This window comes from Methylobacter svalbardensis, assembly GCF_037671525.1.
Lineage (GTDB): Bacteria > Pseudomonadota > Gammaproteobacteria > Methylococcales > Methylomonadaceae > Methylobacter_A > Methylobacter_A svalbardensis.
Window position 1 is genome coordinate 16,974 of sequence record NZ_JAWPOH010000041.1, and the last position, 18,822, is coordinate 35,795.

The following is an 18,822-nucleotide window of genomic DNA, read 5'->3' on the forward strand; positions in this document are numbered from 1 at the left end:
CCATTCACCATTAAAAAGCAAAAATGAAGCAACTTCAAATCCTGAAGAGTTCAGCATGACGATACCTCTTCAGGATATTGACCTTAGTCATTGACTAACAAAATCGCGCCAGGGATAAGTTAATCGGCAAGACTTAATCCGACTCCTGATTTTGCTCCGAAACCTCACTTGTTACTTACCTTACTTTTCCCTTTGATAATGCGGGCAGCTGTTTCGTCCATATGCATTATTTAATTAGATTCTTTATGAACCGTACCCACAATTTAAAAAATACAAGCCAGCTGGCCCATCAAGAAATTAGCAGGAAAATAGCAATTCATGAAGCAGGACATGCGGTCGCTATTTATCTTGGCAACCAACAAAAAGGACTGCCGCCGGTTTTTTTTCAGATTTTTATTAAGCCGTTGAATAAGGATGTTCAATCATCCGAGTTTTTAGGCAAATCCTCTGATCACTATATCGCTAAAGTAGAAGGCGGCCGCTTAATTCATACCCTACCGTCATCGCTTGATCAGGCCACAAAAGATTTTTCAACTGCACAGAAGCATGCTTATCAACACGCCTTCGAAGCCGATATCATCAATCTACTCGCTGGACCTTTAGCCGAAGCCAGATATGTTTCACTGCGTGACAACGAACCGATTAGCCCGGAACTGGTGAATGTCAATGCACTACAGTATTATGGTGGCTCATCCGATTTGGAGATTGTCAACGAGTATCTTGAGTGCTTTATCGACAGTGCTGAATTGAGGGAAAGAAAAATGACCGAGCTATTTCTGGCGGCATTCAATTTTGTCAGTGATCGGCCAAATTGGCACGCGATTACAACGTTGGCTGACGCTATTTTGGCACATCAGGAAAATATCATTAAATGCAATGATATTATTGACGTACTTGAATCCGGCGGACGCCGGATGGCTGCTTCGCAAAGCCTAGCGAGTATCGGGTAGGAATTGGGTGTAAAACAGCGCTCAAAATTCAATCGGCGCAACACGCGCGACTCACGATAGCAACGGGGAATCGCTAATGCCTTTCGACGACTCCAGCCGTCCTGTTTTACTCGTTGCATAGCCAACAAGGGTTATGCAACATAGTTACGCAATGACTCGACCCGATTTCGTAAAGCCTGCATTTTCACTATCGCTTCTGGGGACTAAGTAGGGAAGCAAAAGTTTTTTAACTAAGTGAAAAAAACTATTTACCACGAAGGACACGAAGATCATGAAGAAAAATCATTGCCTTCGTGCTCTTCGTGCTCTTTGTGGTGAACAAAAATATTAAAAGACTTTTAAACGACTACTTACTTGACTCCTGTCTTGCAGCAATCATTTATAAAGCCTATGAAACATTTCTGTCGTTTGCTTAAATTCCGCGATTACGACCTCATCATCGCAAAATCCCTGGTTTTGGCCTGAAAATTACTTTACCATGCCCGGGCATCACCCTACGTTCCACAGAGCCTATCTCAAATGCTTGATATAACAACAACAAACAATCAACCGCAGGGCGCGCCGAAACTGGGCAACTACATCGTTACCGAAAAACTTGGAGAAAGCTTTCAGGCCTTGGTATTCAAGGGCTACCACAAACACGTCCCGGATCAGCCGTTGATCATCAAACTGCTGAAGCTGCTGTCGAGCTGGGACGACCAGTCCCGACATCTGCGCCAGAAAATTGAACGCCTAAAAGTGCTGCACGATCCGCGGGTTTCTACGCCGATCGCCCTGGAGTCTTACGGCAACCAGCAGTTTATCGTTCAGCCCTGGTTCGCCGGACAACCGTTGAACTGTTGGGCGAAACAGCAAAACAAACTCGATCTCAACGATTTTTTTACGCTGGCCTGTACCCTGGCCGATACCCTGCAAGCAGTACACGATGCCGGCATTACCCACGGCGGCATCAAGCCCCACAATATTCTGCTGCAACCGGGGACGCTGTCCCTGCGGCTGACCGATTTCATCACCCCGCTCGACATTCGCGATGTCAGCCATTTTATCTACGACCCGGAATTCGTACGCCATACCTTGGCCTACACCTCGCCGGAACAGACCGGCCGCATCAACTATAGAGTCGATTTCTCCACCGATTTGTATTCATTAGGCATCGTGTTTTATGAGCTGCTTACCGGCCAGCTGCCGTTTTTTTCCAGCGATCCGCTGGAGCTGATTCATTCGCATCTGGCCGAGGAAACGCCTAAAGTCAATCAGCTCAAACCTGAGATTCCCCAAGCCTTGGCCGATATTATCGCCAAACTCACGGTCAAGCAGCCGGAGAAACGTTACCAGAGCACCGCAGGGTTACTGGCCGACTTGACCCGTTGCAAGAATGAATACACCGCCACCGGCACGGTATCGGCGTTTACGATCGGCCAGCACGATCGCAGCCGCCGGGTCATTTTTATTTCGAAAATGGTGGGCCGTCAGACCGAAAGCCAGCTGATACAGCAGCAATACCACGAAGTCATCAGCGGCAAATTTCGCTCGGTATTTATTTCCGGCCTGTCCGGCATCGGCAAAACCCGGCTGATTCAGGAACTGCAAAAACCACTGGTCAAAAATCGCGGTTATTTCACCTCAGGCAAATTCGACCAATACCAGAAAAACATCCCCTACAGTTCGCTGATTCAGGCCTTGCGCAATCTGATCCGCATCTTTTTGACCGAAAGCGATAGTCAGGTTCAGCAGTGGCGGACCAAGATACTCGACGTCGTCGAAAATAACGGCAGCGTCGTCATCGATGTGTTGCCGGAACTGGAATTCATTATCGGCCGCCAGCCGGAAGTGCCGCATCTGCCGCCGGTGGAAGCCCGTAACCGTTTCAACAATCTATTCGGCCGGTTTCTGGCCTGTCTCGCCAGCGAGGATAATCCGCTGGTGCTGTTTATCGACGACCTGCAATGGTGCGACAGCGCAACCTTCGATTTCCTGCAAAACCTGTTCGACAACCATCAAGAGCATCCTTTCCTGTTTTTCATCGGCGCCTATCGGCACAACGAAGTCGACAGCAGCCATCCGCTCAGCAAACTGATCCGCAAAATTCAGGAAAACCACAGCCCGTTCGCGGAAGTTCGTGTGGAGGCACTAACCGACGCCGACTGCCACGAGATGGTGGCCTACATCCTCGATTCCTCGCTGGAAACCACGGCCAATCTGGCGGAATTTATCGCCCACCTGACCGAAGGCAACCCGCTGTTCGTCAGCGAAAGTTTGGCCTGGCTGTATAACGAGGATTTGCTGAATACCGACGCAGAACAACTCTGGCACTGGGACATCAAGCGGATTCGCGACACGCAGATGCCGACCTCGGTAGTGGAATTATTCAGCTCCAAGGTGAGCAAACTGCCCTTAAAAACCCTGCATATCCTCGACCACTGCGCCTGCATGGGCAACCGTTTCAGCGCCGAAGATGTGGCGCTGGTGCTGGATATGCGCATCGAACAGCTGTTCGAGGATTTGAAGCCGGTCTTGAATCTGGGCATGCTGCTGGAAAACAAATCCGATCTGCAGTTCGTTCACGACCGAGTTCAGGAAGCGGTGCTGCGCCAGGTCGACCCCCAAGCCAAGCCCGTTATTCACTGGCGCATCGGCAACCGTCTGCTGCAGGCAGTACCGGCAGGAACCGATCTTGAAACCCTGGACAACCTGTTCACCATTGCCGCCCACCTCAATCTGGGCCGCCCGGCGAACCTGGATCAGGAACTGGCGTATCGGCTGGTCACTATCAACTTCCATGCCGGCAACAAGGCGCTGGATGCACTGGCCGGCGATGCCGCCAACGATTTTTTCCAGAAAGCCCACGACTATCTGCCGAGCGATTGCTGGCAACAGGCTTACGATCTGAGTTTTCGCATTTACCAGCGTCTGGCCAAGACCGAGCTGATGTGCGGCCGTTATGAAAGATCGGAAGTGCTGCTTAATCATCTGATCGAATACGCCGCCAGCGACCTGGACAAAGCCGAAGCCCTGGCGGAACAAACCACGTCATTGTCCTCGTTCGGCAATTTCAACAAGGCGATAGCGACCGCCAACCGCGGCCTAGCCTATTTCGACAAATCAATTCCCGAACAGCCCGAGACGGCCCAACAGCGGATGTTGGCCTTAATGGCGGAAATCGAACAGCAGGGCGACGTCTGGACGACTATCCTGCAGATGCCTTTTACCCAGGACCGCAAAAGCAAGATCGAGCTGGCGTTTTACAGCGAGCTAATCCCGGATCTTTATATGTCCGGTCTGGTGCCGCAGCTGTATCTGTCGGCGGCGCAATCGACGCTTCACTGCCTGCAGGGCGGCATGGACGAATCGGTAATTTATTCGTTTTCGATCATGGGCCTCAATCTCGGCGAACAGGGCAAGTTCGAACAGGCATTCCTTTACGAGGACCTGGCCCACGACCTGTGCGCCAAGCATCCCAATACTTTTGGCGCCACCCGTGGCATGAACGGCATTGTCTGGTGCAACATGCATTCGCGCAGCCATCCGGCCGAGATCGTCGATTATTGTCACAAAGCCGTACAGTGCGGCAAGAATTGCGGCGATTTGTATAACGCCGGCCTGTCCTACGGACCGTTGATGTGGAATTTGCTGGTGCAGGGCAACAATCTGCGTTTGGTTGAAGAAGCCGCCGAGGAATGCCTGCAATTTTCCCGCAAGAACCAGCTGTCGTTCTCGGTCGGCCTCGCCGAAGCCGTGCTGGCCGGCTGGGTGGCGCCGATGAAACTCGATTACCGGCCGGTGGACATGACCGAAACGCTGGCGCGCTGGGAAGCCGACAATTATGTCTCCGCTTCCGGCAGTTATTTTGCGCTGCTGGGTTTCGCCCAGCATTATCAGGGCGATTACGCGGCGGCGGCAGCGTCCTTGCAAACGGTGGAACGCTATCTGCACGGCCTGACCGATAACGTGCTGAAACGTCTCTGGTATGTCTTCCGTATCGTCAATCGCCTTCGCTGGCCGCAGGGTGCCGACTGGCCGGCGCTTGAAGCGGAAATCGCGCCGTTGCTGGCCGAACTGGAAACCTGGGCCCGTCTCGGACCGCTGCTGAAACCCTTTCTGGCCTTTGTTCATGCCGAGATCGCCCGCGCCCGGAACCAAATGCGCGACGCCCGCAACTTGTATCTGGATGCCATCGCGATCGCCCAGGCACAAAACTACGGCCAGCTCACCGGCCATTTATACGAAGCCTTGGCCGAGGTGCTGACAGCCGGCAATCTCGGCGATGCCGAACTTTACTACGATGCGGCGCGGCGCATGTACCGGGTGTGCCGCGCCGATCGCAACAGCGAACTATTGCAGCAGTGTCACCCTTACACCGACCCCGACCACGCGGTTCGCGCCGAAAAAACCGTTGCCCTCGACGCGCCGGCTACCCTGCCGAATCTCGACTTCAATTATCTGATCAAGTCGGCGCTGGCCCTGTCGGCGGAAGTCGATCTGGATCAGCTGATGCAAAAAATCATGAACGTAGTGCTGGAAAGCTCGGGAGCACAGCACGGCTACCTGCTGATCAAGGAGGCGGATGAACTGCTGGTCGCCGCGGAAAACCATGTCGGCAAAAAACACATCGTTAAACGCCAGCACCTCAGACTTAACCAGACCCGCAGCAGCATCTGCCGCGCCATCGTCAATTACGTGCTGCGCACTCGCAAAAAAGTGTTACTGCACGATGCGATGGCAGAAGGCGAGTTTCAGGATAGCCCGGAAGTGCAGGCACTGAGACTGCGTTCGGTGCTGTGCCTGCCGATCATCAAGCAAAACGAACTGATCGGCCTGCTCTATCTGGAGAATCGGCTGTCGACAGGTGTATTTACCGCCGAAAAAACCGATATGACCGAACTGTTGACCGCCCAGGCTGCGATTTCCCTGGAAAACGCCCGCCTGCTGGAACAAACCCGGCTGGCCTACACCAAACTACAGGAAAACCAGGAACACATGCTGCAAATGGAGAAACTCTCGGCATTGGGAACGCTGGTCGGCGGCGTGGCGCATGAGATCAACAACCCGCTGATGGGCGTGATGAATTTTGTCGAATTCGCCGCAGACAGAAGTACTGATGAAAAATCAAAGGAAGTTCTCGATCAGGCGCTGCAGCAAATTCACCGCATCAAGAAGATTGTCAGCAACATGCTGCTATTTGTCCACACCAGATCGATCCCAAGCGGCAACTGCCGGATCGCGGAAGTCATCAGACAAAGTCTGTTGCTGCTGGAAGGCGAATTGAACAAAGCCGGCATAGCCGTTGAAGTCGATGCCGCCGACGATCTGCCGGCCATCCGCTGTAGCGCCGACAGTCTGCAGCAGATTCTGGTCAATCTGATCATTAACGCCCGCGACGCGCTAGCTGACAGCCCACAGCCGCAAATCAAAATCATGGTCATGCCCATAGAGGGGATGCTGGAACTGAGCGTAAGCGATAACGGTTCCGGCATTCCGACAGATGTGCAAAGCAAAATTTTCGATCCGTTTTTTACCACCAAGCCGCCAGGAAAAGGTACCGGCCTGGGCTTGTCGGTCATCCGCCGTCTGGTTCAGGATGTCGGGGGCAATATACAGGTGGAGAGTATAGATGGACACGGCTGCTGCATGCGGCTACGATTCCCCCCTGTTTGAGCATTCAAACCCAATACACACGACGTGGACATGGCTGCTGTTTGCGGCTACGATTACCTCATGATTGAGCATTCACCCCTAAAACACAAGAGACACGATATATGACAAGCAACATTCTGGTAATTGATGACGATCCTGCAGTGCGCGGCGCCTTCAAACTGATTCTTGAAGAAGATAAATTCTCGGTTCGCGAAGCCGAGAACGGTTTACAGGGCATCGAAATGGCCCTAGCCGAACGTCCCGATTTGATTTTTCTCGATCTGCGCATGCCCGGCATCGATGGCGTGGAAACCTTGCGCCGTCTGAAAGCCATTGACGAAACGCTGAATATCTACATCGTCACCGCCTTTGCCACCGAATACATGGATCAGCTGAAAGACATACATGAGGAAGGCTTTCAGTTCGAACTGGCCAGCAAGCCGCTGTCTTCCGTACAAATTCGCAATATCGCCCAGACCACCCGTATCGCTCCCCCTCAGGGAGAACGCCGCGCAATACAGCACAAACTGGTTCTAACGCTGTACGTGGTTTCGTTGAACAGCGAAACCCGCCGTCTGGTCGAGCAGATTAGCGCTGCGCTCGCCAACCTTTACGATCCCGGACAATGGGTTTTAGACGTCGTCGAAGTATTGGGCATGCCGGAAAAAGCCCTGGAAAAAGACGTGTTTGCGACGCCGATGCTGGTGCGCGATGTGCCGGAACCCGTGCTGAAACTGCTCGGCGACCTATCGCGGGTGCCTTCAATCATCGCCGCCATTACCACCGAAGCTAAAGGAGTCGGCTCACAAACTATCATCGTTTAAGCAAACTTACCGACTATGACCATCATGCGTCTCTCCAAGCTCGACCTGATTCTCGACACTATCACCGACGGCGTTTTGGTTGTCGATAGCCAGGGCGTCGTACTCTATGCCAACCAAGCTGCCGAAATCCTGCTGGCACGCAGTCCGATAATCGGTCAATCGCTGGCGATTCCAGTCAATCCTGAAAAAAACAGCTATCAGGACATTAATCTGATCCGCCCGAACGGACTCGTCTGGGCGGAAATGCGTTCCTCGCCGCTGGATTGGGACGGACAACCCGGCTACGTGATCGCCCTGCGCGACATTACCGAACGCAAGAGCGCCGAGGAAGCGCTACGTCTGGCGGACCGCCGTAAAGACGAATTTCTGGCCATGCTGGCCCACGAACTGCGCAATCCGCTGGCGCCCATCCGCAATGCTGTGCAGTTGCTAAAAATGCAGGAAACGACCGATCCCAAGCTGGTATTGAGCTGCAATATCATCGACCGCCAGGTGACTCATATGGCGCGGCTGCTTGATGACCTGCTGGATGTTGCTCGCATCATGCAGGGGAAAATCAGCCTGAAGCTCGAATGTTTCGAACTTACCGACATTGTGAATAATGCTATAGAAACCAATCGTCCTCTGATCGAATCGCGTAGACAGGAGCTGATCATCTCACAGACCAGTACACCGCAATGGATTGAAGGCGACCGTGTCCGGTTGGCGCAGGTGCTGTCCAATTTGCTGAACAACGCCGCCAAATACACCAGCGAAGGCAGTAAAATCACATTGACCGTAATACGGGAAAGTTCTGATGCCGTCATCGAGATCAGGGATACCGGCATCGGCATCGCCCCCGATATTCTTCCTCATATCTTCGACCTCTTTATTCAGGCAGACCATTCCCTGGCCCATTCCCAGGGCGGACTGGGCATTGGACTGACTCTGGTGCGCCAACTGGTCGAAATACATGGCGGCACGATCACCGCAGCGAGCGCCGGCATCGGTCAGGGCAGCGTCTTTACAGTACGGCTGCCGACATTGTCGATGGATTCATCCGCTACCAAATCCGCGCTAACCGAATCCGCGTTACCGATATCCAAATTTCGTATTCTGGTTGTGGATGACTATGCCGATGCGGCGGAAAGTCTGACGATGCTGTTGCAAGCCGAAGGGCATGAGGTCGAAATGGCCGATTGCGGCATCAAAGCGATCGAGCGGGCGCAAGAATTCCATCCGCAAGTTGTGCTGCTCGATATTGGTCTCCCCGATCTGGACGGTTATGAGGTCGCCAAACGGCTGCGCGCTTTGCCGGAATTCCGGGATGCGTTCCTGATTGCTTTAACCGGTTATGGGCAGACTGAAGACCGTGAGCTCTCGAAATCGGCAGGGTTCAACTATCACTTACTCAAGCCATTGGATTTTAAGGAATTATCATCCTTACTGATGTCTTTATAGAATATAAGTTATAGCGAGGTAGGCTGGGTAGAGTGATAACTCTACCCAGCCTAATTTATTGCCATTGTAATGGGTTTCACTGCGTTCTACCCGTATTCCGGTATTGAGAAAATGGAAATCTATCATACAATTAAAAGGCATTTTACGGGGTGCTGATGCAGCACAATGTTTTTTATAGAATTTTTACATGTTTTTATTACCATGAAGGACATGAAGATAATGAAGGAAGAGCCAACACGCTTTTTCGAATAAGGTGCTTGCTTGCGTATGATACTCAAAGCAAGGGATAAAAAAGCTTAGTTTTTGTGACTTCGTTTCAATATAACACCTGAAGTCAATACCAATTTCTTCAAGTTCTTCATGATCTTCATGGTAAAAATTAATACATTTTTTGGAATCAGCACCCATTTTGCGATCATGGGAATAAAAGATGATTCCACTGACGAAGAATCCTGGTCTTATGCGGCCAATCAAAAAACGCAAGCGTGGAAACAACTGATGCGGGAAATATCCTCAGGCCTAAGCTTATACAAAAACATGGAAAAAATATGGGTATCGATGAAAAAGATATTTGACCTATGAGCAATGCCTTAACGACATACTCATCAAGCGACTTAAGAGAATTCAGCACCCAAGTTTTTCTCCATTTTGGAATATCCAGGCAAGATGCCGAACAAGCTGCTGACGTACTCAGCCTTGCTGACCTCCGTGGTATTGATTCTCATGGAATGGCAAGATTGCACACTTACTTTGATATGCTGACGCTAGGCAGAATCAATCCCAGACCAAACATCAAAATCATTCGCGACAAAATGAGTTTGTGTACAGTCGATGGCGACAACGGCTTAGGTTTAATTGTCGGACCAAAAGCCAATGAGATCGCCATGGACAAAGCAGAAGCGCATGGCTCCGGCTGGGTTAGCGTACGCAACACTAATCACTTTGGCATTGCTTCCTATTACTCATTAAAAGCGCTGGAACGCGACATGATCGGCTGGTCGATGACCAACACCACCAAACTGGTTGCACCGATATGGGGAGCTGAAAGAATGCTTGGCACAAATCCAATTTCGATTGCATTCCCGGGAATAAACAACCCACCCATTGTTATTGACTTCGCTACCAGTGCGGCGGCGTATGGGAAGATTGAAATCGCTTTGCGCAAGGGAGTCCCTGTACCTAAAGGTTGGACCATCAACAATCAAGGCGATATGACAACCGACCCAAATGATATGATCAATGGCGGCGCATTACTGCCGCTTGGTTCTGAACGTGAATTGGGCGGACATAAAGGTTATGCACTGGCTGCAATGGTAGACATACTAACTTCTGTTTTAAGTGGCGCAAATTGGGGGCCTTTCGCGCCTCCTTTTGCTTTGCGCCAGGAGATTCCCTCCAGAAGCGTGGGCAAAGGAATCGGACACTTTTTTGGCGCGATGCAGATTGATGGATTTATGGAGGTCGACGAATTCAAAAAGAGGATCGATGAATGGATCGAAGTATTCAGAAATACAAAGCCGACCAAAGGCCAAAAAGCGGTTCTCATTCCCGGTGACCCTGAACACGCCGAAGAAGCCATCCGCAGAAAAAGCGGCATACCGCTGCTACAAGCCGTAGTGGATGACCTGAAAGATATTTCCAAGCAAACCGGAATTCCCTTTCCAGATCAGCAGTAGTTGATTTTGATCTAGATTAATCATTTGATCCACGAAAAACACAAAAAGCACGAAAATATTCAAAAAGATACCAAGTTGTAGATCGTCACCCAAAGGATGAATGGCAGCGTAATACAACATACTGATTTCTTTCGTGGCTTTCGTGCTTTTTGTGGACTAACTGCGGTTTTTAGGTTTAATCTATGGACTGGTCTTGCCGGAAGATCTGTAGTTAATATTTAAGTCAAATCTCCCTCACCTTCTTCACCCCTGCACTTGCCTTTTCAGGAATGAATTCAAGATAGCATTGGCTACCTCAACACCCCCGCCGGGCTGGAATAACTATCCAAGACCTGCACATAATTGGCGCGTTCATAAGCGCTGGGATCGATGGCGTGTTGCTGGCTGACGCTGCCTTTCAGCTGGCTGATTGACTCATATTCATGCTCGACCAGCCATTGTTCCATTTCTGTCAGGATTTCGGCTAAACGGACTGCACCGTGCTTTAGCAATACGCTGCAAAGATGCACCACATCGGCTCCGGCCAACAGCGCTTTGAGCACATCCGGCGTCTGGTGAAAACCGCCGGTTACCGCCAGCGATAACTTGGTACGACCATACAGCAACGCGGTCCAGCGTATACGCAACAAGGCTTCCGCCGAGGATGACAGCTCCAGCTTCGGCAGCACTTCCAGCGTTTCCAGGTCAATATCGGGCTGGTAAAAACGGTTGAATAACGCGATGCCGTCGGCTCCTGCCGCTTCCAGGCGTTTGGCAAAATGAATCGGCGAACTGAACTGCGAAGACAGCTTCATCACAATCGGCACACTGACCTGCTCTTTCAATTCCCGCAAGATGTCCAGATAACGTTGTTCGACGGCATCGCCGCTTTCATCGCTATTGGCCGCCAGATGATAGATATTCAGCTCCAGCGCGTCGGCACCCGCCTGTTGCAATAGCTTGCCGTACTCGACCCAGCCGCTCAGCGAGGTACCGTTCAAGCTGGCGATGACCGGAATCGCCAACGCCGACTTCAGTTTTTGCAGATGCTCCAGATACTGTTCCTGATAGGTCTGGATGTGTTCTGGCATCGGATGAAACGAATCTGCTTCGCCATGGCCTATGGCCTGCTGATAAAAAAACCGCTCCATTTGCTGCGCTTCGGCATCGATTTTTTCTTCGAACAGCGAATACATCACCAGCGCCGATGCGCCTGCGTCTTCGAGTCGGCGCGCGCTGTCAACATCCCTGCTCAACGGCGACGCTGACGGCACCAAGGGGTTAGCCAGTTTCAAGCCTAAATAATCAGTCGTTAAATCAACCATTGTCGTTCTCCTTGGCAGTTTCGCTTTTGAGTTGGGCTTTGACCGCTGAAACACTGGTCGTTTCGTTCCATTCCAGCTCAGACAGTTGCTTGTAATAATGGTAGCGGTTTTTAACATCCTGCTGCGCCTGTTCCAGAAAACGCTCGGCGTCTTCAGGATGGGTTTGCCACAGCATGCTGAAACGGGTTTCGGTTTTGACGAAATCGCGATAAGGAATGGACGGTTCCGCAGAATCCAGATGCATCGGGTTCTTGCCCTGTTTTATTTTACCGGGATCGAACCGAAACAACGGCCAATGCCCGCTTTTGACCGCCAGATTCTGCTGCCGGTGATTGTTGGACAGATCCACGCCGTGCGCGATGCAAGGTGCGTAAGCGATGATGATCGACGGGCCGTCGTGGGCTTCGGCTTCCAAAAACGCATTCAGGGTTTGGGTGTCCTTGCCGGCATAGGCGACATGGGCGACATAGACATTGCTGTAATCCATCGCCAGCAACGCCAGATCTTTTTTCGCCGTTGCTTTGCCGCCTGCGGAGAATTTCGCCACCGCGCCTAACGGCGTCGATTTGGAGGTTTGCCCGCCGGTATTGGAATAGACCTCGGTATCCAGAACCAGAATGTTGACATTGCGCCCGCTGGCCAGGACATGATCGACGCCGCCGAAACCAATATCGTAAGCCCAGCCGTCGCCGCCGATAATCCAGACGCTCTTTTTGCACAAGCTGTCCGCTAACCGGAGCAATGTTTCGGCTGTTGTGGGGGCGACTTCAGTCGCCCATTGTCCCGCAACCGGGCGACTAAAGTCGCCCCCACATTCTTGGCTATGGATCTTATCGGAGAGCATCTTTTTAAGTGCGGCAATGCGCTCGCGCTGCTCGTAAATCCCGGCTTCATCTGACTGGTCGGCGTTCAGTATCATATCGACCAGTTCGCCGCCTAACGGTTCGCGCAATGAGGCCAGTAATTCTTTGGCGTAGTCGTTTTGCTTGTCGAGGGCGATACGCATGCCCAGACCGAATTCCGCATTGTCTTCGAATAAGGAATTGCTCCACGCAGGCCCGCGACCTTCGGGGTTTTTAGCCCAAGGCGTGGTGGGCAGATTGCCGCCGTAAATCGACGAACAGCCGGTCGCATTGGCAACCACCATGCGGTCGCCGAACAACTGCGACGCCAGTTTTATATACGGCGTTTCGCCGCAACCCACGCACGCGCCGGAAAATTCGAACAACGGCTGCAACACCATCGAGCCTTTGATGGTGTTGGTTTTCAACAGCCTGCGATCATAGTCGGGGATAGCCAAAAAGAAATCCCAATTGTCGCGCTCGGCTTCACGCAGCGGCGGTTGCGGCTGCATATTGATGGCTTTGCGGCTGGCGTTGGATTTATCCCGGATCGGGCAAACATCGACGCACAGCGTACAGCCGGTGCAGTCTTCCGGCGCGACCTGATAGCTGATTTCCAACCCGGCCGGAAAATCCTTGCCCAACATCGGCACATGTTTGAAGGTAGGCGGCGCATTGGCCAAAACCTCGGTCGGGAAAATTTTGCTGCGAATGACCGAATGCGGACAAACCATCACGCATTTGCCGCATTGGGTACACAGATCGGTTTCCCAGACCGGGATTTCCAGCGCCAAATTGCGTTTTTCATAAGCCGCCGTACCGGTTGGAAAGGTGCCGTCAACCGGCATCGCGCTGACCGGCAACGCATCGCCATGACCGGCAATAATTTCGCCGGTCACCCGCCTGACAAAATCGGGCGCAGCATCGCTGATCCTGGATTGAATGTCGAATTGACTGCTAACCGTTGTTGGTAAGGGAACCGAATTCAAACTGGCCAGGGTTTCATCGATGGCTTTGAAATTCAGCTCGACGATGCGTTGGCCTTTTTTGCCGTAGGTCTTTTCGACCGCGTGTTTAATTGCAGTAACCGCTTGGCTCTGCGGCAACACCCCGGATATGGCGAAGAAGCAGGTCTGCATGATGGTATTGATGCGTTTGCCCATGCCGCTTTTTTCGGCGACTTCATAGCCGTCGATCACATAAAAACGGATTTTTTTGGCGATCATTTGCTGCTGCATTTTTAAGGGTAACGACGCCCAAACTCGTTCGGCAGGCTCCGGCGAGTTCAGCAAAAACACCGCGTTTTCCGCCGCATTGGCGAGCATGTCGTAACGTTCCAGAAAAATCGTCTGATGACAGCCGATAAAATCGGCATCGTTTTCGCCAATCAGGTAAGTGGAGCGTATCGGTTTAGGCCCGAAGCGCAAATGCGAGACGGTAATCGCGCCGGATTTTTTCGAGTCGTAAACGAAATAACCCTGGGCATTCAAATCGGTGGCTTCGCCGATAATTTTAATGGTGTTTTTATTAGCGCTGACCGTGCCGTCGCTGCCCAAGCCGTAAAACATCGCCTGAAAAGTTTCGGCTTGTGCGTCGGTGCGATAATTTGCATCCCAGTCCAGACTGGTGTGCGTGACATCATCATGGATGCCGATGGTGAAATTGTTTTTCGGTTGCGGCTGTTTCAATTCGTCATAAATCGACTTGATCATGCCGGGCGTAAATTCCTTGGAAGACAGGCCGTAACGGCCACCAACTACTTTCGGCAGTACCGCAAATTTAGCCGCACCGCTGATAAAATCCTGAGCCAGCGCTCCAAGCACATCCTTATACAGCGGCTCTCCATCCGCGCCCGGCTCTTTAGTGCGATCCAGTACCGCAATTTTTCGACAAGTCGAAGGCAGCGCCGCTAACAAACTGGCTGGGTCGAAAGGCCGGTATAAACGCACTTTAAGCAAACCCACCGATTCGCCCTGACGATTCAGATAATCCAGCGTTTCTTCTACCGCCTCCGCGCCGGATCCCATTATCACGATGACGCGCTCGGCATCCGTCGACCCCAGATAGTCAAACAGGCGATAACAGCGGCCGGTCAGTTTGGCAAACCGGTCCATCGCACCCTGCACGATGCCCGGCATCGCCTGATAATAGGCATTGACCGATTCCCTGGCCTGAAAATATACATCGGGATTCTGGGCGGTGCCGCGTAGCACCGGATTATCGGGCGTTAAAGCCCGACCCCGGTGCGCCCAAACCCACTCGTCGTTAATCATTGCCCGCAAGATCTCATCATCCAGGATAGTCATCTTGGCGACTTCATGCGAAGTTCTAAACCCGTCGAAAAAATGCATCAGCGGAATACGGCCTTCCAGCGTTGCGGCATGGGCGATCAGCGCAAAGTCCATGACTTCTTGCGGCGAGTTGGAACACAGCATGCCGAAACCGGTCATCCGTGCCGACATCACATCGCTGTGGTCGCCGAAAATCGACAAGCCCTGGCAAGCCAGCGAACGGGCGGCGATATGAAACACCGTCGGCGTCAGTTCCCCGGCGATTTTGTACATATTCGGAATCATCAGCAGCAAGCCCTGGGAGGCGGTAAAGGTGGTCGCCATCGATCCGGCCTGCAATGCGCCGTGAATGGCGCCGGCAGCACCGGCCTCGCTTTGCATTTCGGTCACCTGCGGCACCGTCCCCCATAAATTGACTTGTCCCCGAGACGACCATTCATCGGCCCATTCCCCCATATTGGATGACGGCGTTATCGGGTAAATCGCGATGACTTCGTTGAGCTTATGAGCTACCGTCGCGGCTGCCTGGTTTCCATCGATGGTAAGTGTTTGCTGATTTTTCATCAAATTTCCTTGCTGGTTTGAAACCTCCCCTTTTAGGGGAATCGTTAGATTTGACGTCGACATAATAGCATTGCTTGTTTTGGTGTCGCCTGGAGATGCCACTTTTGGCTTTTTGTGCTTTTTGTGCTTTTCGTGGACAATTATTTGGGACTGTTTTTTCAGGAAATCGCCTTAGCTGATCCGGTTTCACGCTTTTTTTCAATCCGCCCCAAGATCGGCATCTATAATCAGCCAAGCCAGGAACCAAGATACCAGATTGAGATATTAAATACAGCCGGATCAGGCAGCGGAGTTGTCAAGCGTATCAGGATCAACAGTAGCCGGGAGCTGACGCGTCACCAGGAAACCTAAAAAGCAAGACTGCGATCCGGCGCAGATTCTGAAAGGCCTGAAACCGTTCCATGATTATATAAAGACACCTCAGTAGAATCAACCTGGATGGTATTGGCTGATGGATGGATTGATAATGGCTCAGCAACCAAAAGTCTGGCTTGAGTTCGCTCGAATAAAAGGAAAAATAATTAAAGACGATCTGATCAACTCATACCTGAGTTGATCAGATCGTGATCCATGAATGGATCACCGGAACTTTCTGACTGAATCAACGACTCCTCAGATAAGCAGCATCATTCACCGATCGATGCTTTTATGTGAGTAATTGCTTCGTTAACGTGCTCTGTCGCAACATCAGCGTGATCCATATTACCGTGCTTTATGGCTTCATTAAGGTGCGTAATTGCTTCAGTCATGTGTGCTTTGGCTTCCCCTTTCAGTACTTTTTCAGCAGCCTGTGCATGCTCAAGCGCTACTTTCGCATGCTCGGTCAAAACACTGGCGTGACCCGCTTTACCGTGCGTAGCAGCGACGGTTGCGTGCTCTAGTGCCTGAGCCGAATGGTCTTCTGTGGATTTTTCAACAGAACCTTTGGTTGCTTCAGCCGGAGCCGGTTGAGCTTCTGCAGTTTGTGTAGCAGCCTTCAGGTGAGTGATTGCTTGATTAACATGTTCTGTCGCAACATCAGCATGATCCATATCACCGTGCTTTATGGCTTCCTTAAGATGCGTAACTGCTTCAGTCATGTGTACTTTGGCTTTCCCCTCCAGCACTTGTTCAGCAGCCTGTGCGTGCTCCAAAGCCACTTTCGCATGCTCGGTCAAAACACTGGCATGACCGGCTTTACCGTGCGTAGCGGCAACATTTGCGTGCTCCAGCGCCTGAGCTGAGTGAACTTCAGTGGTTTTTTCAGGCGTTACTTCGCTTGCTTCAATTGCTTTTTCCCCTGCTGCGGCAGAACCTTTATCAGCTGAGTGAACTTCAGTGGTTTTTTCAGGCGTTACTTCGCTTGCTTCAATTGCTTTTTCTGCTGCTGCGGCAGAACCTTTATCAGCAGTGGTTTTTTCAGAAGTTTCTTCAGTGGTTTCAATTGCTTTTTCTGCTGCAGCGGCTGAACCTTTATAAGGGATGTATTTAGCCGCTACCGTTCCTGCGAACAGCGTCGCAACGGCCAGCAATGTAACCGATAAAATATTTTTGTACAGCTTAGTTCTGATCATGGCAATTTCCTCTGTTTTTCTTAAATAATTAAGTAAAGAGTTAGTATTTCACGGGCATCTATCGAGCTACTTTATTAGCTATTCGTGAGTAATAAAACACTACCGGTCGATTACCCGCTTATAGAATGTAACAGCAAAAGAACCGTATATCTAGCCTTTTCCTCCACCAGCAGCATGCATTAGCCAGAACATAGGCGGGTAAATAATGGAATAATTGGGGGCCGGATTAAATTTCGTTGGGACTGATTTGGCAAAGCCTATGCTGCTTGGCAAGGAGGTGTATCCTATAGCCTTGTCATAGCAATCCTCTTTAGTAAAACAGCGCAGGCGCAGATGGAAAAAATACTGGTAACGGGTGCAACCGGGCAAGTCGGCTCGGAGTTAACGATAGCCTTGCGCAATAACTATGGCCCCGAAAATGTGTTTGCTGCCGATAAAAGACCTGCCTTGAACGAACTATCGCCATCGGGGCCTTTTTGCCTATTGGATGTGCGCGATGCGTCGGCAATCAATCAAGTCGTAGACGCTAATAACATTGATGCCATTTTTCATCTCGCCGCATTGCTTTCCGCTGTTGCCGAACAAAAACCGCAGCAGGCCTGGGACGTCAATATGAACGGTTTACTCAATGTATTGGAGACTTGCAGAGCACACCGATGCGCGCTGTTCTTCCCCAGCTCCATAGCGGCCTTTGGCCCGGAAACACCGTCTATGAATACGCCGCAGGACACTATTCAGCGACCATCGACCCTTTACGGTATTACCAAGGTTTCAGGCGAGCTGCTTTGTGATTATTATCATCATCGCTTTGGCGTCGACGCACGCGGCTTAAGGTATCCGGGGCTGATTTCCAGCAAAACCCTGCCGGGCGGCGGCACGACAGATTATGCCGTGGATATTTTTTATGCGGCACTAAAATCACAGCATTACGATTGTTTCCTTCGGGCCGATACGCAACTGGATATGATGTACATGCCCGACGCTATTGATGCCGCTATTCACTTGATGACAGCGGACAGCAAGCAGCTAAAGCACAGAAACGCGTTTAATGTGACGGCCATGAGCTTTACCCCTCAGCAGTTAGCAGCAGAAATACAAAAACATATTCCTGAGTTCACTATCGCTTACATCGTCGATCCATTACGGCAGGCGATTGCCGATTCCTGGCCCAGACACATGAACGATAGCGCCGCCAAAGCCGAGTGGGGCTGGCAGGCTCAGTTCGATTTGTCGGCGATGGTCACAGATATGCTCAAGAAAATCACGCTCACCTAGCTAAATAACCAGGGTGTTGATTTCAGGGCATGTCATTTGTTTTTTACCATGAAGAGCATGAAGAATTTACTATATTGACTTCCTGCGCTTTCTATAGAGATGATTTTATAAAACAAAACTTTATAGTCTTGCTTTAATAGCTTTACAGTAAAGTCGATCAGAAACCCTTATTCGACAAATCATCCAATTCTCTTTCCTTCATTGTCTTCATGCTCTTCATGGTCATAAAAACAAGCTATAACTCGATGTTCAAGTTTTTAAGCTTAGAAATACAGCCGGAAAACGGGTAAGCTAATCAGTGTAAACTGCCACGTATTTCAACACCATGTTGATGTACGAGCCGGCACACTTTATAAAATCGTTTGTCACTGATTTAGATGCAGCCCTGGGAAAGCTAAAGTCCAATGCCAGGCTGACGCACCTACAAAAGACTTGGCTAGGATTTTGTTTAACGGGGATGTTACTGACC

Annotated in this window: 11 protein-coding genes; 8 read left to right on the top strand and 3 right to left on the bottom strand. The window is 51.1% G+C overall.

Features of this window, described 5'->3' with window-relative positions; all coding sequences use genetic code 11:
* Positions 1 to 221 precede the first annotated feature (221 nt).
* The 6 genes from RW114_RS14395 to RW114_RS14420 all read left to right on the top strand — a co-directional run bounded on the left by RW114_RS14395 (position 222) and on the right by RW114_RS14420 (position 10,524).
* A complete protein-coding gene (locus tag RW114_RS14395; RefSeq protein WP_340123451.1) occupies positions 222 to 950 on the top strand; it encodes a hypothetical protein in 729 nt (242 codons plus the stop codon).
* Between the two features lie 519 nt (positions 951 to 1,469).
* A complete protein-coding gene (locus tag RW114_RS14400; RefSeq protein ID WP_340123452.1) occupies positions 1,470 to 6,605 on the top strand; it encodes an AAA family ATPase in 5,136 nt (1,711 codons plus the stop codon).
* 101 nt (positions 6,606 to 6,706) lie between these two features.
* Positions 6,707 to 7,408, top strand: a complete 702-nt coding sequence (locus tag RW114_RS14405) for a response regulator (RefSeq protein WP_340123453.1) — start codon at positions 6,707 to 6,709, stop codon at positions 7,406 to 7,408.
* Between the two features lie 15 nt (positions 7,409 to 7,423).
* On the top strand, positions 7,424 to 8,848 hold the full coding sequence (locus tag RW114_RS14410) for a hybrid sensor histidine kinase/response regulator (protein ID WP_340123454.1): 1,425 nt from the start codon (positions 7,424 to 7,426) through the stop codon (positions 8,846 to 8,848).
* A gap of 369 nt (positions 8,849 to 9,217) precedes the next feature.
* Positions 9,218 to 9,430, top strand: a complete 213-nt coding sequence (locus RW114_RS14415; RefSeq protein WP_340123455.1) for an L-rhamnose mutarotase — start codon at positions 9,218 to 9,220, stop codon at positions 9,428 to 9,430.
* Positions 9,427 to 10,524 carry an Ldh family oxidoreductase gene (locus tag RW114_RS14420; protein ID WP_340123456.1) on the top strand — a complete coding sequence of 366 codons (1,098 nt, stop codon included), beginning with the start codon at positions 9,427 to 9,429 and terminating at the stop codon, positions 10,522 to 10,524. The genes RW114_RS14415 and RW114_RS14420 overlap by 4 nt, the downstream gene beginning before the upstream one ends.
* 290 nt (positions 10,525 to 10,814) lie before the next feature.
* Here the strand turns inward: RW114_RS14420 and RW114_RS14425 are convergent, their stop codons facing one another.
* Together RW114_RS14425 and nifJ are read right to left on the bottom strand one after the other, a co-directional pair.
* Positions 10,815 to 11,828 (bottom strand): dihydroorotate dehydrogenase-like protein, encoded by a 1,014-nt coding sequence (locus RW114_RS14425; protein ID WP_340123457.1) that lies wholly within the window; start codon positions 11,826 to 11,828, stop codon positions 10,815 to 10,817.
* Positions 11,821 to 15,525, bottom strand: a complete 3,705-nt coding sequence (nifJ, locus tag RW114_RS14430) for a pyruvate:ferredoxin (flavodoxin) oxidoreductase (RefSeq protein ID WP_340123458.1) — start codon at positions 15,523 to 15,525, stop codon at positions 11,821 to 11,823. The genes RW114_RS14425 and nifJ overlap by 8 nt, the downstream gene beginning before the upstream one ends.
* A gap of 132 nt (positions 15,526 to 15,657) precedes the next feature.
* Between nifJ and RW114_RS14435 the strand changes: the two genes are divergently transcribed.
* Complete coding sequence (locus tag RW114_RS14435; RefSeq protein WP_340123459.1) at positions 15,658 to 15,876, top strand: hypothetical protein; 219 nt, start codon at positions 15,658 to 15,660, stop codon at positions 15,874 to 15,876.
* Between the two features lie 275 nt (positions 15,877 to 16,151).
* On the opposite strand, the gene smbP is transcribed toward RW114_RS14435, so the two are convergent.
* Positions 16,152 to 17,078 (bottom strand): small metal-binding protein SmbP, encoded by a 927-nt coding sequence (gene smbP, locus RW114_RS14440; protein ID WP_340123460.1) that lies wholly within the window; start codon positions 17,076 to 17,078, stop codon positions 16,152 to 16,154.
* Positions 17,079 to 17,411: 333 nt separating this feature from the next.
* Here smbP and RW114_RS14445 point away from each other — a divergent pair, with 333 nt between their 5' ends.
* Positions 17,412 to 18,353, top strand: a complete 942-nt coding sequence (locus RW114_RS14445; RefSeq protein ID WP_340123461.1) for an NAD-dependent epimerase/dehydratase family protein — start codon at positions 17,412 to 17,414, stop codon at positions 18,351 to 18,353.
* Positions 18,354 to 18,822 lie beyond the last annotated feature (469 nt).

Bases quoted from the DNA above. Each gene is read 5' to 3' on its own strand.
- RW114_RS14395 (WP_340123451.1), top strand. From the start codon at position 222: ATGCATTATTTAATTAGATTCTTTATGAACCGTACCCACAATTTAAAA.
- RW114_RS14400 (WP_340123452.1), top strand. From the start codon at position 1,470: ATGCTTGATATAACAACAACAAACAATCAACCGCAGGGCGCGCCGAAA.
- RW114_RS14405 (WP_340123453.1), top strand. From the start codon at position 6,707: ATGACAAGCAACATTCTGGTAATTGATGACGATCCTGCAGTGCGCGGC.
- RW114_RS14410 (WP_340123454.1), top strand. From the start codon at position 7,424: ATGACCATCATGCGTCTCTCCAAGCTCGACCTGATTCTCGACACTATC.
- RW114_RS14415 (WP_340123455.1), top strand. From the start codon at position 9,218: ATGGTAAAAATTAATACATTTTTTGGAATCAGCACCCATTTTGCGATC.
- RW114_RS14420 (WP_340123456.1), top strand. From the start codon at position 9,427: ATGAGCAATGCCTTAACGACATACTCATCAAGCGACTTAAGAGAATTC.
- RW114_RS14425 (WP_340123457.1), bottom strand. From the start codon at position 11,828: ATGGTTGATTTAACGACTGATTATTTAGGCTTGAAACTGGCTAACCCC.
- nifJ (WP_340123458.1), bottom strand. From the start codon at position 15,525: ATGAAAAATCAGCAAACACTTACCATCGATGGAAACCAGGCAGCCGCG.
- smbP (WP_340123460.1), bottom strand. From the start codon at position 17,078: ATGATCAGAACTAAGCTGTACAAAAATATTTTATCGGTTACATTGCTG.
- RW114_RS14445 (WP_340123461.1), top strand. From the start codon at position 17,412: ATGGAAAAAATACTGGTAACGGGTGCAACCGGGCAAGTCGGCTCGGAG.